15 protein-coding genes and 1 pseudogene are annotated in these 25001 nt (G+C 45.5%); 12 read left to right on the top strand and 4 right to left on the bottom strand.

Annotated elements, in window-relative coordinates:
• Positions 1-83: 83 nt before the first annotated feature.
• From AB4133_RS16945 to AB4133_RS16930, 4 genes are all read right to left on the bottom strand, one after another.
• Positions 84-527, bottom strand: coding sequence for a hypothetical protein (locus AB4133_RS16945; RefSeq protein ID WP_017070077.1), 444 nt, complete (start codon positions 525-527; stop codon positions 84-86).
• A 7-nt stretch (positions 528-534) separates the two neighbouring features.
• Positions 535-2904, bottom strand: coding sequence for an aerobic respiration two-component sensor histidine kinase ArcB (gene arcB / locus AB4133_RS16940; protein WP_372225087.1), 2370 nt, complete (start codon positions 2902-2904; stop codon positions 535-537).
• Positions 2905-3078: 174 nt separating this feature from the next.
• The gene (locus AB4133_RS16935; RefSeq protein WP_372225085.1) at positions 3079-4830 is read right to left on the bottom strand and encodes a diguanylate cyclase domain-containing protein; all 1752 of its coding nucleotides are present in this window, start codon (positions 4828-4830) and stop codon (positions 3079-3081) included.
• Between the two features lie 91 nt (positions 4831-4921).
• Entirely contained in the window at positions 4922-5875 is a 954-nt protein-coding gene (locus tag AB4133_RS16930; RefSeq protein WP_017062887.1) for a TIGR01212 family radical SAM protein, read from the bottom strand.
• Positions 5876-6404: 529 nt separating this feature from the next.
• Here AB4133_RS16930 and gltB (AB4133_RS16925) point away from each other — a divergent pair.
• The 12 genes and pseudogenes from gltB (AB4133_RS16925) to AB4133_RS16870 all read left to right on the top strand — a co-directional run bounded on the left by gltB (AB4133_RS16925) (position 6405) and on the right by AB4133_RS16870 (position 24818).
• The gene (gltB, locus tag AB4133_RS16925) at positions 6405-10952 is read left to right on the top strand and encodes a glutamate synthase large subunit (protein WP_372225082.1); all 4548 of its coding nucleotides are present in this window, start codon (positions 6405-6407) and stop codon (positions 10950-10952) included.
• Complete coding sequence (locus tag AB4133_RS16920; protein WP_017066517.1) at positions 10952-12421, top strand: glutamate synthase subunit beta; 1470 nt, start codon at positions 10952-10954, stop codon at positions 12419-12421. Before gltB (AB4133_RS16925) ends, AB4133_RS16920 begins: the two co-directional genes overlap by 1 nt.
• Positions 12422-12849: 428 nt before the next feature.
• Positions 12850-17313 (top strand): glutamate synthase large subunit, encoded by a 4464-nt coding sequence (gene gltB / locus AB4133_RS16915; protein WP_372225080.1) that lies wholly within the window; start codon positions 12850-12852, stop codon positions 17311-17313.
• A 16-nt stretch (positions 17314-17329) separates the two neighbouring features.
• Positions 17330-18742: an FAD-dependent oxidoreductase gene (locus AB4133_RS16910; protein WP_017059302.1), complete on the top strand. Its 1413-nt coding sequence runs from the start codon at positions 17330-17332 to the stop codon at positions 18740-18742.
• 172 nt (positions 18743-18914) lie between these two features.
• Complete coding sequence (locus AB4133_RS16905) at positions 18915-19343, top strand: DUF1499 domain-containing protein (protein WP_017059301.1); 429 nt, start codon at positions 18915-18917, stop codon at positions 19341-19343.
• 127 nt (positions 19344-19470) lie between these two features.
• A complete protein-coding gene (gene mtnN, locus AB4133_RS16900; protein ID WP_372155305.1) occupies positions 19471-20166 on the top strand; it encodes a 5'-methylthioadenosine/S-adenosylhomocysteine nucleosidase in 696 nt (231 codons plus the stop codon).
• Positions 20167-20176: 10 nt separating this feature from the next.
• Positions 20177-21130: a cobalamin biosynthesis family protein gene (locus AB4133_RS16895; protein WP_372225079.1), complete on the top strand. Its 954-nt coding sequence runs from the start codon at positions 20177-20179 to the stop codon at positions 21128-21130.
• Between the two features lies 1 nt (position 21131).
• Positions 21132-22001, top strand: a complete 870-nt coding sequence (btuF, locus tag AB4133_RS16890) for a vitamin B12 ABC transporter substrate-binding protein BtuF (protein ID WP_372225077.1) — start codon at positions 21132-21134, stop codon at positions 21999-22001.
• A gap of 74 nt (positions 22002-22075) precedes the next feature.
• Complete coding sequence (locus tag AB4133_RS16885) at positions 22076-22693, top strand: TRIC cation channel family protein (protein WP_017062893.1); 618 nt, start codon at positions 22076-22078, stop codon at positions 22691-22693.
• A gap of 246 nt (positions 22694-22939) precedes the next feature.
• A pseudogene (locus AB4133_RS16880) lies at positions 22940-23449 on the top strand (IS5/IS1182 family transposase); the annotation flags it as partial.
• Between the two features lie 668 nt (positions 23450-24117).
• A complete protein-coding gene (locus tag AB4133_RS16875; protein WP_017066511.1) occupies positions 24118-24393 on the top strand; it encodes a hypothetical protein in 276 nt (91 codons plus the stop codon).
• A 113-nt stretch (positions 24394-24506) separates the two neighbouring features.
• Positions 24507-24818, top strand: a complete 312-nt coding sequence (locus AB4133_RS16870) for a hypothetical protein (RefSeq protein WP_102428212.1) — start codon at positions 24507-24509, stop codon at positions 24816-24818.
• Positions 24819-25001 lie beyond the last annotated feature (183 nt).

Genomic DNA, 25001 nt, shown 5'->3' with positions numbered 1-25001 from the left:
ATTAGAAGCGTCATCAATAGTTATTAAAAAGGGAGAATGCCAACGCATTCTCCCTTTTTTATTGTTCTTAATTGGATAAGGTTTTAGTAAACCGTATCCACCTTAACGTCTTTCTCTACTAGCCACTTCACGGTTTCGCCATCTTTAAGTTCCACCGCCACATCAACAGGCTTATCACTGTCGATTTCTAACTGCCATACAAACGCGACTTCCCATTGAGTTTCACTGTGTGTTCTTAAATCAAGATCGTCAGCCGTTACCAACAAGGTGTCTGCACCCTGTTTAACCGTAACACTCTCAACCGCAAGCGTTGCTGGCAGTTGTGAGTCTGACTCTAGGTAGATAGAACCATGCAGGGTCTTATCTTGAGTCTCGCCAATCGTTGGCATCTTGTTGTGCCAAAGGTTGCTTTTCATGGTAACTGTTGCTGCAGATACTTCGACTTGATTATCTTGCTGCCATTCTACTTGTGGCGTAGAACAACCCGCTAATGCCACTACACATGCGGCGAATGCTAATTTTTTCATTATTCTTCTACCTTTGGTTTAACCAACTCTTTAAGACTTCAATGTCATTCTGGTATTCGTTATTTATCTCATCAACCCAATCTGAAATGTTCTCCCACCACGCAGGCATATCTGGAGATTGAGCTTTCTGGGCAACTTGTTGGATGCGTTTCAGGCCAATAGAACCTGCTGCACCTTTAATCTTATGTGCTTCAGAAACGATACTGGCTTTATCTTTCGCGACCATGTTGGAGTTCAATATTTCCATATACTCCGGCATCATATCTTCGAACATCGCGATGCTATCCAAAACCGGTTTCGGTCCAACAATATCAACATAAGACTCTAGCATATCAATATCAAGCAAAGTGGTATCAATTTCTGAAAGAAAAGGCTTACTCGCGTCGACTTTATCAATGCTCTCAACCTTATCGGTGCCCGCTACCTTCTCAATTACCTCTGGTGCATCTTCGATAAGTTCACTGATGACATCTTGGATAGCTCGAACCGACAAAGGTTTACTGATCGCTTCGTCCATGCCTTTCTGGAAGTACTCTTGCTTGTTGTTTAATACGTTCGCAGTTAACGCCACCAAAGGCGGTAGCTGGCTGTATTTCTCGCGGTAGTATTGAGCAATATCGAAACCCGTCATATCTGGCAGTTGGATATCCAACAACACCAAATCATAGTCTTCAGGATTGAAAGCAATTTGCGCCTCTTTACCCGTCATCACGACCGTCACTTCATGGCCAAGGCTTTCAAGTAGAGAGCGAGCCACTGTGATATTGAGTTCAATGTCTTCGACCATAAAGATCTTAAGATTCGACTGTTTTCTTGGCGTTTTGATCAGAGCCTGAGTATCGTGATTCACTGGAACTCGAATCGAAACCGTAAAGGTACTGCCAAAGCCCTCTTCACTGATGACTTCAATGTGGCCATCCATCATATTAATTAGCTGTTGAGAGACAGCGAGACCAATACCCGTGCCGACAGCGTGCAAGTTGTCCGTGCCCGATTTCACCTGATAGTACATCGCGAAGATCTTCTCGATTTCACTTTCAGGGATACCAATACCAGTATCTTCCACTTCCATCGTAATGTTGGCAAAGTCACCATCAATGTCGGCGCTGACTGTCATCACCACTCCACCATCTTTGGTGAACTTCATCGCGTTACTAACAAGGTTCCACAGTACCTGTCTAAGACGAGTACCATCCACCTCAACAGCAGCTGGAAGATCAGACAATCTTTCTAGATCGAACCTTAACCCTTTCTGCTCAGCCATCAACGCAGAGATACTTTCGATCTCGACAACGAAATCTTCAAAGTTAATAGGCGTAGGGAAGAGTTCAAGCTTACGGCGGTCGAACTTATCCATATCAATAATATCGTTGAAGATATTACCCAGTGTCACCGCGCTCACCTTGATGGTTTGCATCTGCTTGCGCTGTTCGGTGGTCAGTTGGCTATCAAGCAGCATGCGGCTCAAGCCAATGATGCCGTTGAGCGGCGTTCTTAACTCGTGGCTAATAGTTGAGATAAAGGTGGTCTTATCGCGGCTGGCTTTTTCTAACGACTCTTGATGCTCTTTACGTTCAGTAATATCGCGGCCAAAACCAACCAAGCCCAAGTGACGACCATCTTTGCTGTAGAAAGGCACTTTACGCAGTTCGAAGTAACTCTTGCGGCCATCTGGGTATTCAAGCCATTGGTCATAAGTCAGTGCTTGGTTGTCAGCAAATACTTTCTTATCGGTTTCAACAACTTGCTGAGCGACCTCTTTACTGTAAACATCCCAAGGAGTTAAACCAACTAGCTCTTTTTCTGTTTTACCAGTGAGCTCTTCAACCGCACGGTTACAACCAGAGAACACACCATCTTCATTACGGTAGTAAATAAGGTCAGGCGAGGCATCGATAAACGAGCGTAACAGTGCAGTACGTTCTGCGAGTTCAAGCTGAGTACGCTCGCGCTGGAACACCTCGTTTTCGAGATCTTGCATTGCTTCTGCGCGCGCTTCTTCCGCTTTTTCACGCTCTTCAATTTCTTGATTAAGCTTCTCGATATTGAGCTGCATTTTATTGTTGAGTTCTTGGTCTCGCTCACGCATGTCGCCAAGTTTAGAGACCAATTTCGCTAACCTTTGACGTGATTCTTCCAACTGGTCCACGACCACTGACAGAAAATAAACCGCCCAAGGCGTGATCACTAAACCGAAGAAAACTGAACGGACAATGTCGATGTCATCAACATTGCCTTTGAGTGCAAGGGTGATACCGACTTGCACAACAACAGCGAGGGCAACAAGCGCTAGGGCGAGTAAGATAGAAAAGCGGACAATCCCCAGTTTTACGAGTAGATCCACGTAATACTGGGCAAGATTTTTCATGGGTTTCATTTAGCGCTCCATGCGATAAGACTAGCAACATTCTACCCTGTTTGAAGATGGGAGGTAAGCTAGCTACATCACACGCAGCAAGTGTTCAGCGGTAATTTCGAAGGTTAATTAACCAATACAAATACTAACTAAGCAAAAATAGCCGGGGATAATCAAATTGCCAATTTTATAGCGTTAGCGAATTGAGTATGGATGCACCATTGAACGGTTGCGACCGTCTGATTTCGCTTGATACAACGCACTATCAGCCAAGGCAACAGCCGATTCCATTTCATCATCAGGTGTAGGAATGTAAGAGATAATACCAATACTCACCGTGATGAATTCAGAGACTGTCGACTTCTCATGCGCAAGTTCCAATTTTAGGACTTCATCATGAATACGCTGCGCCACCAGCTGAGCACCTTCGGTCGTTGTATTTGGCAGAATAAAGCCGAACTCTTCACCACCATAACGAGCCACACAATCAGATGAACGATTCAACACCTGCTTAAATGCCTGAGAAACCTGAATCAAAGCATCATCGCCTTGTTGGTGTCCGTAAAAGTCGTTGTAGCCTTTAAAGAAGTCGATATCACATAGCATGATCGTCAGTGGCAGCTTCTCACGCACATGATAATGCCACAGTGTAGAGAGCTGTTCATCGAAACGACGTCGGTTAGACACTTTAGTCAGGCTATCCATAAAGCTGAGGCGTTCAAGTTCAAGGTTGGCTTCTTCAAGCTTTTGTTCTGCTAGATAACGCTCTGTAATATCACGCGCCATGATCAACACACCATTAGTGCTCGATGCTGGATCTCTAAACGGTGATTTGACTACATCATACCAAGTAAATGTTCCATCACTTGAGACCACTTTGTCGATATAACGCAGTGATTTACTTTGATGAAGCACTTGGTGATCGGTGTCTGAAATACGCATATACATACTATTAGGCACCACATCTTGCAGGCGTTTACCGACCAAATCACTCACTTCAGAGATACCCAGCGCAGCCACAAATGGCTTATTACACGCTTGATAAACCATGTTTTCATTAAAGATACCAATCGAGTCTGGGCTGGCCTCCAGGAGGTTTTGCAAGATGGTGTCACGCTGCGCAAGTGCCACTTCGGTATCTTTTCGCTTCTCCATCTCGCCACGCAGTTTCTGCTGCATGTCATGCCAATCGGTCACATCATGACTAATAGAGAGCGTGCCGATGGTTTCTCCATCTTGGGAAAGCAGCACACTTTGGTAGGTTTCAAGCAAGCAGCTTTTTCCATCTTGATCTGTAGTCCAAGAGCGTTCACTTACACGACCTTTTAATACTCCACCAGAAACACTCAGGGTGCCCTCTTCAGCACGACCATGCCAAAACTTTTTAAACGAGCGATTACTCGTCACTAACTGACCTTTCTGATCTTTCACGTAGATCAGCTCAGACAAAGAATCCAAAGCGGTACGAGCAACATTCAGTTCTCGAACTTCTTGGGACAGTTCTTCGTTAGTGTTTTTATAAGGTGAGGCGTGAATCATCCAAGCCTGCTTATTTCTAAAATGGATCTTACGACCGATCAAGTTGATCTTGAACGACTCAAATTCAGAAAGCGCCCACAGGGAGACCTGCTCGAAGGCTCGAGAGTTGATGTGGTTGGTTAAGTAGTGACGAAAGCTGTTCTCGCTTTCCACAGTAGGAAAGCGAAAATTAACACCGATTTGGCGGATACCAAGCAACTGCATGGCTTGGCGATTGGCATAGAGTATTTCGCCACTTCGAACATCAACAAAGTAGAGTGGCGACGGGGTAGCAAGTAGAAGCGTTTCGATATGCGACTGATAACGAGAATAGAGATGCCAGCAGATGAGAGCAATCAGCAATACAACAACGATATAAATACCGTAGCCATACGCCCTGTCCCACAACCAAGTCATTACCAGTTCCATTTACTCTCAATCTATACCATAAAATCTGCTAGGGAAATGTTACCACTATTTATTGGTTTTATCTGCTGTTACCTACAGTCACCCATTTCTATTAATTGGCCGCGTTTAAAACAGGCAACGTGTACTCGAATGCAGAGCCCGTTTTGATGCCTTGAGCACCGGTTTTATCCAACGAACGACCTATTTCAGTCATCGCTAACCAGCGGTTCTCACACCATAAAGGAGAAAGTAAGGTTGGGCGTCTCGCCGCTGAAGAAACACGGTGATAAACCACGTCCGCAGGCGTGCGTTGAATGATCTCACTCGCGATATCGATGTACTCTTCAAGGCTTGGGGCTTCTAGCTTTCCGGCCTTCCACGCCTTAGCCATGGTACTGCCCTCTACTATATGAAGGCCGTGCAGCTTAATACCATCGGTGCCAACGGCTAATACCTTGTCTAAGGTTTCAAGGTTATCCGCTTTGGTTTCTTTTGGTAGGCCAACAATCAGATGAGTACACACCTTGATACCTAAAGCGCGTGCGCGTTGGGTGATCGTTTCATACACTGCAAAATCGTGGCCGCGGTTAATTCGCTTGAGGGTTTTATCATTGGCGGTTTGCAGGCCAAGCTCGAGCCAAATCTCATAGCCTTGTTTAACGTAGCCCGCTAACAGATCCAACACCGCATCAGGCACACAGTCTGGTCGCGTACCAACACAAAGGCCGACGATCTCTGCACCGGGTGCTTTTAGCGCCTCTTCATACATATTCTTGAGCACTTGCACCTCAGCATAAGTGCTGGTGTACGCCTGAAAGTAAGCCAGATACTTCTTAGCACGAGCAATTTCACCCGCACGATCTTTTAGTTGTTCTGCAATACTCTGAACCTGAGTTTGTTCATCGGCAAAGGAAGCCACGTTACAAAACGTGCAACCTCCACGGCCAATTGTCCCGTCTCGGTTTGGGCAGCTGAAACCACCATGAAGCGTCAGCTTGTGAACCTTCTCGCCATAACGGCGTTGAAGGTCTTGGCCGATAGTATTGACCAACTCGTGTAATTGCATATTTTCAAAGCACTCAAGTAAATAAGAATGAATATCAGTCTTTTTTGAAAAAAAATTACATCCCTGCAAAATTCGACCAATTAGTTTACTCAAGGCTTTTTGCGAGCAACCTAACAAATATCAATAAACATGCAAAAAATCGGCTCTATTTGCCTAATGTTGCACATTTGTTAGGCATTAAATTCAAAATAAAACGAAAAAAATGGTCTACATGGGTCAACTTTCATTGCAATTCGCCTAGACAAAATTGTAGGATACTTACACATATTGGCTATTTTTGAGTATTTACTTACAACGAAAACTTGCTAATAAGTCGGTGATATCTAACTCCCACCTATATAAACCACTAGTTTGTGGTTAAAAATAAACAGGTATCACTAAGGATTGTTTTTCTCGCAATACTTTTCCTGCGAGATACGGAAAGGATTCAAACCGCCAGCATAGGCAGGTTTAGACCCATAAATATAAAAGGACAAGGCTGACTTTATACAAATAAGTTGCGCCTAGATTTAACTGGAAGGATGTATCTATGGTAGATCAAGAGCAGAACTCACAGGGTCTGTATACTCCTGAATTGGAGCATGACGCTTGTGGTATCGGTTTTGTTGCGCATCTAAAGAATCGCAAATCTCATGATGTAGTAACTCAAGCACTCGATATGCTTGCACGTATGGAACACCGTGGCGGCCAAGGCTGCGATCCGTGTTCTGGTGATGGTGCAGGTATCCTGCTACAGAAGCCGCACGAATTCTTACTAGAAGAAGCCGTAAAGCTTGGAATTAAGCTGCCATCTTTTGAAAAATATGGTGTTGGTGTTGTACTTTTCCCTAAAGATGAACACAAACGTGCACAGTGTCGTGACATTCTAGAACGCAATGCACAACGCCTTGAGTTAGAAGTTATCGGTTACCGTGAACTTCCAACGGACAATTCAATGATTGGTGCTGACCCACTAAGCACTGAACCTCAATTTGAACACGTATTTATTTCTGGCGGCCCTGGTATCACACCAGAAGAGCTTGAGCGTAAACTGTATGTTCTACGTAACTACACGGTTCGTGTATGCCTAGAAAGCGTTTCAAATATCGGTGATGACTTCTACATCAACTCTATGTCTTACAAGACATTGGTGTACAAAGGTCAGCTAACAACTGAACAAGTTCCTCAGTACTTCCTAGATCTGCAAAACCCAACCATGGTGACAGCTCTAGCACTAGTACACTCTCGCTTCTCTACCAATACATTCCCACGTTGGCGTCTAGCTCAGCCTTTCCGTTACATCGCGCACAATGGCGAAATCAATACGGTTCGCGGCAACCTGAACTGGATGAAAGCACGTGAAGCAATCCTAGAATCGGATCTGTTTACACAAGCTGAAATCGACATGCTGCTTCCTATCTGTCAGGAAGGTAGTTCGGATTCATCAAACTTCGATATGGCACTTGAGCTACTTGTTCTTTCAGGTCGTACTCTGCCACACGCGTTGATGATGATGATCCCGGAAGCATGGCAAGAAAACAAAAACATGGATCCAACTCGTCGTGCGTTCTACCAGTACCACGCGAACGTAATGGAACCATGGGATGGCCCAGCATCAGTATGTTTCACCGATGGTGTTCAAGTAGGTGCAACACTTGACCGTAACGGTCTGCGTCCTTCTCGCTACACAGTAACTAAAGACGACTTCCTAGTAATGGCGTCTGAGTCTGGTGTTGTTGAGATTGCACCTGAAAACGTTGAGTACCGTGGTCGTCTACAACCAGGTCGTATCTTCGTTGCTGACCTTGAGCAAGGCCGCATCATTTCTGATGAAGAAGTGAAAGACAGCATTGCTAAAGCACAACCTTACGAAAAGTGGGTTGAAGAGAACCTTCTGAGCCTGAAAAAGCTACCGGATGCGAGCAACGAATTTAGCCAACCTTCTCCAGAGAAACTACTACACAAACAACAATCGTTTGGCGTGAGTTCTGAAGAAGTAAACGAAATCATTCTACCTCTTGCGAAAACAGGCTACGAGCCACTTTCTGCAATGGGTGCTGACTGGCCGCTAGCGATTCTTTCTCACCAATCGCAGCACCTTTCAAACTACTTCAAACAGTTGTTTGCACAAGTAACTAACCCGCCGATCGACCCGATTCGTGAGCGCATGGTTATGTCTCTGAACACTTACCTAGGTAAAGACCAGAACTTACTTGCTGAAACACCTGAGCACTGTCAAAAAGTAGAACTTGAGTCTCCAGTACTGTCTAACTCTGAGTTAGAAAAACTGCGTGCAATCGATAACGAGCACCTTCAGGCGAAGACGCTGGATATCGTATTCCAAGCAAATGGCGACCAAGGTAAGTTAGAGCGCGCACTTAAGCGTATCTGCCAATACGCAGAAGACGCAGTGATTGATGGCTACTCTATCATCCTACTGACAGACCGTGCGGTTAACTCTAACCATGCCGCTATTCCAGCAATGCTGGCGGTTGGCGCGGTTCACCACCACCTAATCCGTAAAGGTCTACGTGCTAAGTGTGACATCGTTGTTGAAACGGGCGACGCTCGTGAGACACACCACTTTGCAACGCTTATCGGTTATGGTGCAAACGCAGTTAACCCATACCTAGTTATTGAAACGATTGTTGAACTGCAACGTACTAAGAAGCTAGATCCAAACGTACACCCACGTGAGTTATTCGATAACTACCGTAAAGGTGTTAACGGCGGTCTACTTAAGATCTTCTCTAAGATGGGGATCTCTACGCTGCAGTCTTACCACGGTGCACAAATCTTTGAAGCACTTGGTGTTAGCAAATCAGTGGTTGAAAAATACTTCACAGGTACTGTTTCTCGTATCCAAGGTCTAACGATCGACGATATCGCGCGAGAAGTATTGGTTCGTCACCGTGTTGGTTACCCAGCTCGTGAAATTCCAGCTCAGATCCTTGATGTTGGTGGTGTTTACCAGTGGAAACAACGTGGTGAGAAACACTTATTCAACCCAGAAACGATTTCTCTACTTCAAGAATCGACGCGTAACAAAGATTACGGTCAGTTCAAGAAGTACGCAAAAGCAGTTGATGACCAAGGCGACAACGCAGCAACGCTACGTAGCCAACTGGAGTTCATCAAGAACCCTGCAGGCTCTATTCCTCTAGCAGAAGTAGAACCAATCGAGAACATTCTTAAGCGTTTCGCAACCGGCGCAATGAGCTTTGGTTCAATCTCGCATGAGGCTCACTCAACACTGGCTGTTGCGATGAACCGCATTGGCGCGAAATCAAACTCAGGTGAAGGTGGTGAAGATCCAGCACGTTTCGAACGTAAAGAAAACGGCGACTGGGAACGTTCAGCAATCAAACAGGTGGCTTCTGGTCGCTTTGGTGTAACGTCTTACTACCTATCTAACGCTGATGAGCTACAAATCAAGATGGCTCAAGGTGCGAAACCGGGCGAAGGTGGTCAACTACCTGGTGATAAGGTTGATGACTGGATCGGCGCAACGCGTCACTCGACTCCGGGCGTAGGTCTTATCTCGCCACCGCCACACCACGATATCTACTCAATCGAAGATTTGGCTCAGCTGATCTACGATCTGAAAAACGCGAACCGTAACGGTCGTGTCAACGTGAAGCTAGTATCAGAAGCTGGCGTAGGTACGATTGCATCGGGTGTAGCGAAAGCGAAAGCTGACGTGGTACTTATCGCAGGTTTTGATGGTGGTACGGGTGCATCTCCGATGTCTTCTATTCGTCACACAGGTCTGCCTTGGGAACTAGGTCTAGCAGAAACGCACCAAACACTACTGAAAAACGGCCTACGTAACCGTATCGTTGTTCAGTCTGATGGTCAGATGAAAACACCACGTGACCTTGCAGTAGCAACGTTACTTGGCGCGGAAGAATGGGGCGTAGCAACAGCAGCATTGGTTGTTGAAGGCTGTATCATGATGCGTAAGTGTCACAAGAATACCTGTCCTGTTGGTATCGCAACACAAAACAAAACTCTGCGTGAGCGTTTCGACGGCCGCGTAGAAGACGTAGTGACTTTCTTCCAATACATGGCTGAAGGTCTGCGTGAAGTAATGGCTGAACTTGGCTTCCGCTCTATCGATGAGATGGTAGGTCAATCGCACAAACTTAAAGTTCGTGACGACATCGGCCACTGGAAGTACAAGAACCTAGATCTAACACCTGTACTGCACATTGAGCAGGCTCGTGAAGAAGATGGTATCTACAACCAGACACAACAAAACCACAACCTAGAAGACGTTCTAGACCGCAAGTTGATTCAAGCGGCAATTCCAGCGCTTGAGAAAGGTGAAACCGTGAATGCAAGCTTCCCTATCATCAACACGGACCGCTCTGCGGGTACCATGCTGTCGAACGAAATCTCGAAGGTATACAAAGACCAAGGTTTACCACAGCCAATGAACGTTAAGTTCCACGGTAGTGCTGGCCAATCTTTCGGTGCGTTCCTTGCGAAAGGCGTTAAGTTCGAAGTAGAAGGCGACGCGAACGATTACTGGGGTAAAGGTCTGTCTGGCGGTACTTTGGTACTGTACCCAGATGCGAAATCTTCTATCGTTGCTGAAGATAACATCGTGGTTGGTAACGTATGTTTCTACGGTGCGACCTCAGGTGAATCTTTCATTCGCGGTATGGCAGGCGAACGTTTCTGTGTTCGTAACTCAGGTGCGAAGGTTGTTGTTGAGGGCGTTGGTGACCACGGTTGTGAATACATGACTGGTGGTGTTGCCATTATCCTTGGTTCAACAGGTCGTAACTTTGCTGCGGGCATGAGTGGCGGTGTTGCTTATGTTTGGGACAAAGCGGGTGACTTCGAAACCAAGCTCAACCCTGAACTTGTAGACCTAGATCCAATTGAACAAGAAGATAAAGATCTTCTACTGGATATGCTAACTAAGCATGTTGAATTCACAGGAAGTGAAGTTGCTCAATCTTTCCTAGACAACTTTGAAGCAAGTGTTGCATCGCTAGTTAAAGTAATGCCACGCGACTACAAAGCTGTTCTTGAAAAGCGTAAAGCTGAAGCACAACAGGCACAAACGGAAGAAGTGGAGGCAGTATAATGGGTAAGCCTACTGGATTTTTAGAACACGGTCGTGAGCTTCCAAAGAAGCTCGACCCGTCAGTTCGAATTGAAGACAACAAAGAGTTCGTACTTAACGAAGAGTTTGGTGAAAAGATCAATACTCAAGCCTCTCGTTGTATGGACTGTGGCGTACCTTTCTGTCACAACGGCTGTCCGATTGGTAACATCATCCCAGAATTCAATGATGCGGTTTACCGTGACAGCTGGGAAGAGGCTTGGAACATCCTAAGCTCTACCAACAACTTCCCTGAGTTTACCGGTCGTGTTTGTCCTGCTCCTTGTGAAAGTGCCTGTGTTCTTGGTATCAACCAAGACCCAATCACTATCTGTAATATCGAGAAAACGATTGTCGAAACTGCGTACCGTGAAGGGTACGCAAAACCTAAAACACCACGCTCTCGCACAGGTAAAACTGTCGCAGTTATCGGTTCAGGTCCTGCTGGCTTAGCCGCAGCGGAGCAGCTAAACAGCGCTGGTCACTCGGTAACGGTATTTGAACGTGACGAGAAAGTCGGTGGTCTACTTCGCTTCGGTATCCCAGACTTCAAACTGGGTATGGACGTGATTGATCGTAAGATCAACCTAATGGCTGAAGCGGGCGTTGAGTTTAAAGTTAACCAACACATCGGTGTTGATGTTAACGCTCAGCAGCTACGCCAAGAGTTTGATGTGGTATTGCTAACGGGTGGTTCTACGGTTCCACGTGACTTGCCAATCCCTGGTCGTGAGTTGAAAGGCGTTCACTTTGCCATGGAATTCCTTGGTCAAAACAACCGCCGTGCTAACAACCTAGATCTTAAAACAGAAGAGATTCACGCTAAAGATAAGCACGTTGTGGTTATCGGTGGTGGTGATACTGGTTCTGACTGTGTGGGCACATCAAACCGTCATAAGGCAGCGAGCATTACTCAGGTTGAGATCATGCCTATCCCACCAGAGAAGCGCCCTGCAAACATGCCTTGGCCTCAATACCCAATGATCATGAAAACCACCACTTCTCACGAAGAAGGTTGTGAACGTCACTGGAACATCTTAACCAAAGAGTTCATCGGTAACGAGCAAGGTCAAGTGACGGGTCTACGTATTGCTGACATCGTTTGGCAAGATGCGAAACCAGGTGAGCGTCCAGGCTTTGATGAAGTCGCGAACTCTGAACGTGTTATTCCTTGTGACATGGCATTCCTAGCAATGGGCTTCTTACACCCGGAGCCAACCGGCGTGCTTGCTCAACTAGACATTAAACTGGACGAGCGCGGTAACGTCGCTTCTGAAGGTTTTGCAACGAACCAGAAAGGCGTTTTCGCTGCTGGTGATATGCGTACTGGTCAATCTCTAGTTGTACGTTGTATTAATGAAGGTCGTGAATGTGCAATTGCCATTGATGACTTCTTAATGGGTAACTCAAACTTAGAAGCGAAAGCTGATTCACTCATGCTTTCCGCATAATATTTCTCAGGCTAACGTCGATGACGTTAGCCTAGAGGAAAAGCAATACCCTTCCTAACTTTTATATTTGGCTAGCACTCGATGCTAGCCTTTTTTCTATCTGGCATTTGTCGTTTTCAAAATCATCCTGTTGTATATGTTAAATCTCGTTAACATTAACCTTATATATCTCATTGATATCCATCGACTATTTTAGATTATTAAGTGGCTAATCGCGTTTATGCATGATAATTAACCATGAACTTGACCTTAAACACAATTAGCTATACGTTGTAAAGCTGATGAAAATAAAATCAATCGGTTTTGTTAACACAACCAATAACGTTTTAACTGGCTAAAGCAAACTATCAGTTTATAAAAAACAACAAGTATATGAATAGTTAGTCATTTACTGTCTGGATGACAGAGAAGCAAAAGGGAGAATTGCAATGGCTCTATATGATCCTAGTCTTGAAAAAGACAACTGTGGATTTGGTTTAATAGCGCAAATGGAAGGCCAACCTAGTCATAAGTTGGTAAGAACTGCTATTTCAGCCCTCGATCGCATGACACACCGTGGTGGTATCGCTGCGGATGGTAAAACCGGGGATGGCTGTGGCTTATTACTACAGAAGCCTGACTCTTATCTCAGAATTATTGCTGAAGAGAATAACTTCAAGCTCGGCAAGCAATACGCTGTCGGCATGATTTTCTTCAGCCAAGATCCAATCAAAGCGCAATCCGCGCAAGACATCGTCAATAAAGAGCTCGCTCAAGAGACCTTAACGGTTGCAGGTTGGCGCGTAGTACCGACCAACACCGACGTATTAGGTCCGATTGCCAAAGATTCAGTTCCCAATATTCAGCAAGTGTTTATCTCGGCCCCCGCGGGTTGGCGTGAACGCGATATTGAACGACGCCTTTATATCGCTCGTCGCAGAATTGAAAAACAGATCACCGAAGACAAAGATTTCTATATTTGTAGCCTTTCGACACAAGTCATGGTTTACAAAGGTCTGTGTATGCCGGCCGATCTTCCGCGATTTTACCTCGATCTTGCAGACTTACGCATGGAATCGGCGATATGTCTGTTCCACCAGCGTTTCTCAACCAATACTCAGCCACGTTGGCCACTGGCTCAACCATTCCGCTATTTAGCGCACAATGGTGAGATCAATACCATTGAAGGTAACCGACAATGGGCTAAGGCTCGTGCCTATAAATTCTCTTCGCCGTTGCTGCCAGACTTACAAACCGCCGCACCCTTTGTGAATGAGACAGGCTCAGATTCATCAAGCCTAGATAACATGCTCGACCTGTTCCTTGCCGGTGGTATGGATGTGTTCCGAGCGATGCGCATGCTTGTGCCGCCCGCTTGGCAAAACCACCCAGATATGGACCCAGATCTACGTGCATTCTACGACTTCAACTCAAAGCACATGGAACCGTGGGATGGCCCTGCAGGTATCGTACTTTCTGATGGTCGTTACGCTGCGTGTAACCTCGATAGAAATGGCCTGCGTCCTGCGCGTTATGTCATCACCAAAGACAACCTGATCACCTTGGCATCTGAGGTCGGTATCTGGAACTACGCGCCAGATGAAGTGGCAGAGAAAGGGCGTGTCGGCCCAGGTGAATTACTCGTCATAGATACGCGCCGCGGTAAATTGTGGCAATCTAACGAGATCGACAATGACCTTAAAGGTCGCCATCCTTATAAAGAGTGGATGGAAAAGAACGTTCACAAACTCACACCGTTTTCCGATCTGCCCGATGAGCAAGTCGGTAAGCGCAGCTTTGACGATGACACGCTCAAGACCTACCAAAAACAGTTTGCGATGAGCAACGAAGAGTCCGACCAAGTGCTGCGTGTGCTTGGTGATATGGGGCAAGAAGCAGTAGGCTCAATGGGCGACGACACGCCAATGGCTGTGCTCTCTTCAAAAGAACGCTTGGTCACTGATTACTTCCGTCAAAAGTTTGCACAGGTCACCAACCCACCGATTGATCCATTGCGTGAAAAACACGTGATGTCTTTGGCGACCAGTATTGGGAAAGAGATGAACGTGTTCTGTGAAACAGACGGTCACGCCTATCGTGTCACGTTTGATTCACCAGTACTGCTTTACTCAGACATGCAGCAGCTTCTGCAGTTGAGTCAAAAACATTATCGTCATGTCATTCTCAGCATGCACTACGACCCGAATAACCAAGATCTAGAACAAGCAATCAAAGCAGTATGTGATAGCGCCGAACAAGAAGTCAGCGAAGGTGCGGTTTTAGTTGTGCTGTCGGACAAAGGTTTAGAGAAAGGAAAACTACCGATCCCTGCAGCCATGTTGGTTGGTGCGGTGCAAACAAGGCTTGCTGATACCAACCTGCGTTGTGATGCCAACATCGTTGTTGAGACAGCAACAGCTCGTGACCCACACCAGTTCGCAGTGCTACTTGGCTTCGGTGCGACTGCGGTTTACCCGTACCTTGCTTATGAAGCATTAGGTAAAATGTTGGATGATGGCTCTTTAGATAAAGACTATCGCACCGCGATGCAGAACTACCAAAACGGCATCAACAAAGGTCTGTATAAGATCATGTCGAAGATGGGTATTTCTACGATTGCTTCATATCGCTGTTCGCAACTTTTCGAAGCCGTTGGTCTACATTCCGACGTTGTTGAGCTCTGTTTCCGCGGAGTTACCACTCGAATCCAAGGCGCAAGCTTTAGCGATTTCCAGCAAGATATCTATAACTTATCTCGTAAAGCCTGGACTAAGCGTAAGCCAATCGAGCACGGTGGTTTACTCAAATACGTACACGGCGGCGAATATCACGCCTATAACCCTGATGTGGTTGGCACTCTGCAAACTGCAGTAAAAACAGGTGAGACATCGGATTATCTCTCTTTTGCTAAGCAAGTAAATGCTCGTCCAGCTGCGATGTTACGCGACTTAATGAGCCTCAAAAAAGCCGATCAGCCTCTACCACTAGAGCAAGTCGAGCCTAACAGCGATCTGTTTAAACGCTTCGACTCTGCGGCAATGTCGATCGGTGCTTTGAGCCCAGAAGCGCATGAAGCATTAGCAATGGCGATGAACCGCTTGGGTGGTTACTCAAACTCTGGTGAAGGTGGTGAAGACCCTCGACGCTTTGGTACTGACCGTAACTCTCGTATCAAGCAGATAGCTTCCGGTCGTTTTGGTGTGACGCCACATTACTTAACCAATGCGGATGTTTTGCAGATCAAGGTCGCGCAAGGTGCGAAGCCTGGAGAAGGTGGTCAACTGCCCGGCCATAAAGTTACCGCAGAAATCGCTAAGCTGAGATATTCAGTTCAAGGGGTGACACTGATCTCCCCTCCTCCACATCACGATATTTATTCTATCGAGGATCTAGCGCAGCTGATTTTCGACCTTAAACAAGTGAACCCTAAAGCCTTGGTTTCAGTAAAGTTAGTATCGGAACCGGGTGTAGGCACGATTGCAACTGGTGTAGCGAAAGCCTATGCCGATCTGATCACCATTTCTGGCTACGATGGCGGTACCGCGGCAAGCCCTCTAACCTCAGTAAAATACGCAGGTTGCCCTTGGGAGCTTGGCTTAGCAGAAACTCAACAAGCACTGGTTGCTAACGGGCTTCGTCATAAGATCCGCCTGCAAGTCGATGGTGGTTTAAAAACTGGCCTTGATGTGATTAAAGGTGCGATTCTCGGTGCAGAAAGCTTTGGTTTTGGTACCGCGCCAATGGTCGCAATGGGTTGTAAGTTCTTACGAATTTGTCACCTAAACAACTGTGCGACGGGTGTTGCGACTCAAGATGAAACACTACGCCGCGAATACTTCAAAGGCCTGCCAGACATGGTGGTGAACTACTTTACAGGCCTAGCCGATGAAGTTCGCCAATACCTTGCAGAACTCGGCGTAGAAAAACTCACGGACCTGATTGGTCGCACGGATTTACTTGAAGCCGTTCAAGGCCTCACCGCGAAACAGAGCAAGCTCGATCTCTCTTCAATACTCGAAGCTCCGGTATCTCCAGAAGGTCACCCACTGTTTTGGACCGAGCCAAACGCACCATTTGATAAAGCTCAGCTCAACCAGCAGATTCTGGATGATGCACTCGATGCAATTGAGAAGCGCCAATCCACCAGCCTCTACTACAACGTGATCAACACAGACCGCTCGATTGGCGCTCGTATCTCTGGTGAAATTGCTAAGCGATACGGCAACCAAGGGATGGCAGGTTCACCAATCAAGTTGTACCTCGATGGTACCGCAGGTCAGTCTTTTGCGGTTTGGAACGCAGGCGGCGTTGAGCTTTACCTAACAGGCGATGCCAATGACTATGTTGGCAAAGGCATGGCTGGCGGCAAAGTGGTTATCAAGCCTCACCAAGGCACCGCATTTACTTGTAACGAAGCGACCATCATAGGCAACACCTGTTTGTATGGTGCAACCGGAGGCAAGCTATTTGCAGCAGGAACTGCAGGCGAGCGATTTGGCGTACGTAACTCAGGTACCGTCGCTGTGATTGAAGGCGCAGGCGACAACGCTTGTGAATACATGACAGGCGGTATTGTAGCGATTCTTGGCGCAACCGGAGTGAACTTCGGCGCAGGTATGACAGGTGGTTTTGCTTATGTCATGGATAAGAACGAAGACTTCCAAGGTCGAGTAAATAACGAGTCGGTCGAGGCACTTTCTCTGTCTGACTTATTTATCCACCAAGAACATCTGCGTGGCTTAATTGCAGAGCACTTAGAAGAGACTGGCTCAGTACACGCTGAAGCTATTCTGGCGAACTTTGATGAATGGATTCCAAAGTTCTACCTAGTGAAGCCAAAGACGGCGGATCTGAACACCTTGCTCGGCCACCAAAGCCGCAGCTCAGCTGAACTTCGTGTTCAAGCGCAATAATTGGAAGGAGCCAATAATGAGCCAGAATGTATACCAATTTATTGATGTGAATCGCGTAGACCCAGCGAAGAAACCAATCAAGATACGTAAGATTGAGTTTGTAGAGATCTACGAACCTTTCACTAAACAGCAAGCGAAAGCGCAAGCAGACCGTTGTTTAGACTGTGGTAACCCATACTGTGAATGGAAATGTCCTGTTCACAATTACATCCCTCAGTGGCTTAAGCTTGCCAATGAAGGGCGCATTATCGAAGCCGCTGAACTGTCTCACCAAACCAACAGCCTGCCTGAGGTTTGCGGTCGAGTTTGCCCTCAAGACCGCTTGTGTGAGGGCTCTTGTACCCTCAATGACGATTTCGGTGCCGTAACCATTGGCAATATTGAAAAGTACATTACCGACAAAGCCTTTGAGATGGGTTGGAAGCCTGACATGTCTCACGTTGAGTGGACTGATAAAAAGGTCGCGATCATCGGTGCGGGGCCAGCAGGTCTAGCGGCGGCTGACATCCTAGTTCGTAATGGCGTAAAAGCCGTTGTGTTTGACCGCTATCCGGAGATCGGTGGCCTACTGACGTTTGGTATTCCATCGTTCAAGCTTGAGAAAGGCATCATGGAAAATCGTCGCCGTATCTTTAGCGAGATGGGCGTCGAGTTCCAAATGAATACCGAAGTCGGCAAAGATGTACAACTTCAGCAACTCGTCGATGACTACGACGCTGTTTTCCTTGGTGTCGGCACCTATAAAAACATGCGTGCGGGTTTAGACAACGAAGATGCACCGGGCGTTTATGATGCTCTGCCATTCTTGATTTCTAATACCTACAAGGTCATGGAACTGGAAAACCCAACCCCATTTATCGATATGCAAGGTAAGAAAGTCGTCGTGCTTGGTGGTGGTGATACGGCGATGGACTGCGTTCGAACCTCTATTCGTCAGAATGCGGCAGATGTGGTGTGTGCTTACCGCCGAGATGAAGCCAACATGCCAGGTTCTCGCCGTGAGGTAAAAAATGCACGTGAAGAGGGGGTGAAGTTCAAGTTCAACCTACAACCTATCGGCTTAGAGCTTAACAGCGCTGGTCATGTGGTTGGTGTGAAATTCGTGAAAACCGCTTTGGGTGAGCCTGATGAAGCAGGCCGTCGTCGTCCAGAACCTGTCGAAGGCAGTGAGCATGTTCTTGAGGCTGATGCCGTAATTATGGCATTTGGTTTCCAACCTCATACGATGGAATGGCTAGAACCTTTCGGTGTGGAGCTCGATCAGTGGGGTCGCATCAAGGCTCCTAACAAACAAGAGTTTCAATACCAAACCACCAACAGCAAGATATTTGCAGGTGGCGATGCGGTTCGAGGATCTGACTTAGTGGTGACCGCTATCGATGAAGGCCGTAAAGCCGCAGAAGGGATCTTGGACTACCTAGAAGTGTGACTAATCTAAGGTTTCCTTTATTACTCAGGCCGTTACTATAAAAAAGGGATCCAATGATGGATCCTTTTTTGAATTAGATACGTTTATCACAAGCATATCGAAAAATACGTAAAACAATCGCAAACAAGCCAATACCTATAACTACAATTAAAACAACGCCATAGGAAACATTATGAAAAAAGCAGCTCTCCTCTCGTTATCACTTTTAACGTTAACCGCTTGCAGCCAAGGAATCACGGACATGAAAGACAGAACTTCATCACCTTGTGGAGACAAACCAAACTGCGTATCAACTCAAGATGATCGTGAGCAACATGCATTGGCCGCGTTTGAGTTGTCAGATTCAGCGAGCTTAGATGCGATTGAGCAGGTTGCGCTAACCTTACCGGGATCAAAAACCGCGAGTAAAACAGAAGATTATCTGCGTGTTGAATGTACTTCGCGCATCATGCGTTTTGTCGATGACTTAGAACTTAAAATCACGGATGGCAAACTGATCGTGCGTTCAGAGTCTCGTACTGGCCATTCTGATTTTGGCGTAAACCGAAAACGAGCTGAACAACTTCGTGCTAGCTTGAAAAGCGAAGGCCTAATCAAATAGATAAAAGAATACGCAGATAAATCGCTACTATTCGGATGAGAAGTGCCTCTGGGCAGTCGCTCGACACTTCTTATCCATGCTACAATTTCGCTCTACTGTTTAAATATTATTTATTAAGAGACTACACATGAAAATCGGCATCATTGGCGCAATGGAGCAAGAAGTTGCGATCCTAAAAGCAGCAATTTCAGACATTACTGAAGTTAATAAAGGCGGTTGTACCTTTTTCTCTGGTCAGCTAAATGGTGTTGACGTTGTTTTGCTTCAATCTGGCATTGGTAAAGTAGCAGCGGCTATTGGTACTTCAATCCTACTAAGCGAATACCAACCAGATGTCGTTCTTAACACGGGCTCTGCTGGCGGTTTTGATTCAACACTGAACCTTGGCGATGTGGTTATCTCAACTGAAGTTCGTCACCACGATGCAGACGTTACAGCTTTCGGTTACGAAATCGGCCAAATGGCAGGTCAGCCTGCAGCGTTCAAAGCTGACGACAAACTGATGGCTGTTGCTGAACAAGCTCTAGCACAAATGGAAGATAAGCATGCCGTTCGCGGTCTTATCTGTACTGGCGACGCATTTGTTTGCACAGCAGAACGCCAAGAATTCATCCGCAAGCACTTCCCATCTGTTGTTGCTGTAGAGATGGAAGCATCGGCTATCGCTCAAGCTTGTCACCAATTCCAAGTACCATTCGTGGTTGTTCGTGCAATCTCTGATGTTGCAGACAAAGAATCACCAATGAGCTTCGAAGAGTTCCTGCCACTAGCAGCGCAAAGCTCTTCTGAAATGGTTATCAAGATGGTTGCCCTACTAAAGTAAGCGACTAGACATGCAAACACTGTTTGATCAGGTATTTGCAAATGGCGTGCTCCTTGTGATGTGGGGAGCACTGCTTTTTCATTTAATTTTACCTATCCCCCATGCCGCACACCCCACTACCTTATGGCATAAGTTTGCTGAACTTTTAGCAACCAAGGTTAATAACAACCACAACTATTCCCAAAGCTTAATCTCAGGCACATTAGCCTGGGGGTTAATGGTACTGCCAACTCTGGTTATTCTCTTGGCACTGCAACCATTGGTTTGGCAATCTCAACTGTTTGAATTGGCACTGTTATTACTCGCGATTGATTGGCGCAATAATGAAAGGCTGGCTAACCAACTGATCAAAGCTCTTGGTCGAGAAGATAAAGCGGCCGCTCGTCAGTTACTGGCTCCGATTATCAATCGTCAGACCGAATCACTTTCGTCACTTGGCCTCGGCAAAGCCGCCACAGAAACCATAATCATGGGTTACGCTCGTAATGTGGTTTGTGTTTTATTCTGGTACGCCATTGGTGGTGGAATCGCCGCTTTAATGTATCGCCTGATTGTCGAATTAGCGCGAGCGTGGTCACCAAGCCGTAAGCAGTTCTCTCCATTTGGATCAACGGCAATCAAGATAGTCGCGATTCTAGAATTTATACCAATGCGCTTATTTGCCTTGATGATTGTATGTGGTGATAAAGCGTCTCACACGTTCAAGATGATGTTAGTCCAAAGTCGCTCTTGGCCACTGCCCGGCCCTGCCTGGTTGATCACGGCCGTTGGCAACAAGCTGGAGTTATCATTAGGTGGCCCTGCGATTTACGACAACACCAAAGCCATTCGCGCGAAATTAGGCGGAAGAATCGCACCGTCAGCTCTGCATCTATCTCAGGTTCAGAAACTACTCTTTGGTCGCATCGCTATCTGGATCTTTTTACAAAGCCTAGCCTTACTATTTATTCACCAAGGGATTTAGAGTGAAACCTTCAGCACTTGTTACAAGCCTTACTATTTTGTCTTCCAGCTTATGGCTGCCTTTATCATTTGCAGAAGAAGCACCACTGACTCAAGAACAAGTACAGCCGGCTCAACGCGTGGTCAGCCTTGCTCCTCATGCCACTGAACTCGCGTACAGCGCAGGTTTAGGTAACAACCTTGTCGCCGTAAGTGAACGAAGTGATTACCCACCACAAGCCGATAAGCTTGAAAAAGTAGCAAACTATCAAGGCATCAAGGTTGAGAAGATCATCGCACTTCAGCCTGATTTGATTCTTGCGTGGCCAGCTGGAAACCCGCCCAGAGAACTCGCGAAACTAGAGCAATTTGGTTTTAATATTTACTACTCGAAAACTAAAAGCCTAGACAGCATTGCGACCAATATTGAACAACTCAGCCAATACTCCAGTGATCCGAGTATTGGCGAAAATAATGCCAAGCAATACAAAGAACAACTCAACGCATTGAGACTAAAATATAAAGATGCCGAACCCGTAGACTACTTTTATCAGCTCAGTGAGAAGCCAATCATCACTGTTGCTCAAGGACACTGGCCAAGTGAGGTGTTTGAGTTTTGTGGCGGTCACAATATTTTCGAAGACAGTGCTTCCCCTTACCCGCAAGTTGGCATTGAGCAAGTTGTATTAAGGAAACCGCAAGTGATCTTCACTTCTCAGCATGCAATTGAGAATGGAACCATGTGGCAAACTTGGGAGGACGAGATCCCAGCAGTCGCTCAAAATCAGATTTGGTCACTCAACTCTGACTGGATTAATCGCCCGACGACGAGAACTTTGAAAGCGATCCAACAAGTATGCGATTTCTTCGATAGAGCTAGGCAAAATCACTAACTATTTGCTGCGTTTTTTCGTACAATTCGCCACCGACCTGTCCCTACAATTTTAACTATAAGAGCACCAGTATCATGGACTCCATGCTGCTTTATATTATCGATTTATTTGGCACTGCCATCTTTGCCGTCTCAGGCGTATTTGTCGCTGGCCGTCTTAAGATGGATCCCTTTGGCGTCGCCGTTCTAGGCAGTGTAACCGCGATTGGCGGCGGCACAATTCGTGACATGGCATTGGGTGCAACTCCCGTGTTTTGGATCACCGATACCACCTACCTTTGGGTCATCATCATCACCTGTTTGCTGACCATGATTATTGTAAGACGCCCGAAACGTCTGGCTTGGTGGATATTGCCGGTATGTGATGCGATTGGCCTAGCGGTGTTTGTTGGCATTGGTGTAGAAAAAGCACTTATCTATCAAGATTCAGCACTAGTGGCGATCATCATGGGTGTCATCACCGGCTGCGGTGGCGGTATTATCCGCGACGTACTTGCCCGTGAAGTGCCTATGATTCTAAGAAGTGAAGTCTACGCGACCGCTTGTATCATTGGTGGTACTTTCCATACCATGGCGATCAGCATGGGGCACGATTCAGAAACTGCATTTCTGGCCGGCGTGTTCTCAACACTATTGATAAGGCTTGGCGCTATTCGTTGGCATTTATCATTGCCGACCTTCGCCATCAAATAAGCTATCGTTACAAAGTGAAAGGCTCCGCAAAGGGGCCTCTATCATCTACATTTTAGTGTGAACTAAGCAGCCTTCACGAAATGACCTGCTACGAAATACCAATCCCTTCCAATTTTCATCATTGATTTGTGTGCGTTTACTCGCACACGTTTAAGAGGCCTCTCTCGTACACAAATTGCAAAATATCTCCAAGTCAGTCGAACCAAGATAAATAAGTGGGGGGATTGAGGTTAGCCCCCCCCCTTTAATTACACCTGTATAAGCTATCGCTCACAAACGGTAAAGTTAAATATTGGAATAAATATAAAGGTGCTGCTCACCACATAGCCATAGACTCAACAGAACTCAGGACCTTTAGAGAGAGTGAGTAAAAGATGAAAAACATGGCTCGAAAAGCAGAGAACATAGCGTAAGCTTTGACGTTGATATCCACGAAGCCATTAGTTATTAGATTAGCCTTGTAAAGCTTGGCGATAATGAGGTGATGCCAACATTATTTATTTCTTTACGTAGAAAGATCCGCGCCGTCTCAGAGGGGGGAGACTTACGACACAAAAATTCAGCACTTTGGAAAGACGGACATCCCAGAAATGAAAGAGTAACAGCTCTGAAAAATGGGATTATAACGGAGTGGAAAGCCAAGCTTGGTTATCACTACCTGAAATCGCAATGCCGCGATATAAAGGGCTATTCAGTGGTCAATTAAGCTTGAGATATTACAACGTTCAAGGGGCAAATCTTGTCGTTAATATATGATTATATTGAAATTCACCTCATTATCACGCCGAAAAACTGGTTAAGTTCGAAGATTACAAACCTCAAATTGCAACAAAAAGAATCAATTAGACACTCTCTCACAAAAAAACTTACCATCTGGTTAGTAAAAAAAGTGACCGCCATCAAACTTTCTAGTTAAAGTTCCTTATCTACAACCATAAGCTCACTCAATCAAAACAAACCCATCGATAAAAATCTGAACAAACATCACAAAAATGGAACGCTCATCGGCACCAATAAATTATGTTACAAATGGTTTCTAGTGCAAACTCAATTTGCGCATGGCTACAATGACGCGCTCAAAAGTCAATCAGACATAAGTGTTCGAAAAAGCACTTTTAAAACTCAACTAGCCCATAGAAACTGAGTTTATAGAAACAGTACGCATCTGCTTGGCGATCAATTATCGAGCAATTGAGATGGTTATTAACCTTTAATCACGAAATAGAAATCACCCAAAATAAATTATTGACATTGGAATGGTTGTACGTAAAAAACCTGACAGAACTTTTTATTACAAATATAATTTATTACACTTCCATGACAATTAACAAAAATAAAATAAAAGTGAAACAATTAATGGATTTGACTTAATTGTTCTACGTGGATTAACCTTTTAGAACACAAACACTAATTAGGGGATTAAAATGAACGACTCAATTAAAGAAGCTAGACTTAAGAACAACATGAAGAACCCAATTGTTGCCTTAGCACTTGGCTTCTTTATTCCAGGTGCTGGTCAAATGTACGCAGGAAGCGTCATGTGGGGTATTATTAATCTAATCATTGCTATTGTATGTGCAATTACCGTGATTGCATCTCCAATTAGTTTCATCATTTGGGCTGTAGCACTATTTATGGGTTACAAAGGCACAAAAGAGTTTAACAACAAAGTATTGGATACAGCGGAAAGCCAAGCCTAGTCTTTGCAAGAGCAATCGCACAATATATACACTCAATAGTTTGATTTAGTGGCTAGTCAAAGCCAAACTGACGACTTAAATAAAGACCTTTAACTAATATTAAAGTTACCATCATGACGATTAGAATCTTCACCATTAGCCTTGCTACTATTCTTATAACTGGCTGTGGCAACGACTCGAAAAAAGTTGAGTCTCTTGTTGAACAAGGCATCATTGAAGCAACTGGAGCTACTATGGGGCTTGTAGAAACGACCATCGATAAAATCAACTGCTCAAAGAAAAAACACCCTAATGTTAGAAATACATCATACTTTTGCGATGTATCTATCACAGTAGCAAATAAAGACTTTGGCATTGAAGAGGCAATTTCTGAATCAGGTTATTTTGACTTTGATGGTAAAGAGACAATTACCCCTCTCGACTAATTTCAATCTATTAATTTAAAACACAAAATAGAACAATCGATTATCAAATGACATAGTTCAAGCTGTTTTATCAAAATTTAAATAACATATGGTGACCAAAATTATCTAAATTATTTTTGGTCACTACCTATTGCTATGAAAAATATATTTAAAAAGATCACCGTAAATCTTTAAATAATATAA

Origin of the sequence: Vibrio sp. 10N.286.52.F8 (genome assembly GCF_041468745.1) — a bacterium.
In the GTDB taxonomy this organism is placed as follows: domain Bacteria; phylum Pseudomonadota; class Gammaproteobacteria; order Enterobacterales; family Vibrionaceae; genus Vibrio; species Vibrio crassostreae_C.
This window is presented reverse-complemented; position numbering and strand designations above follow the sequence as displayed.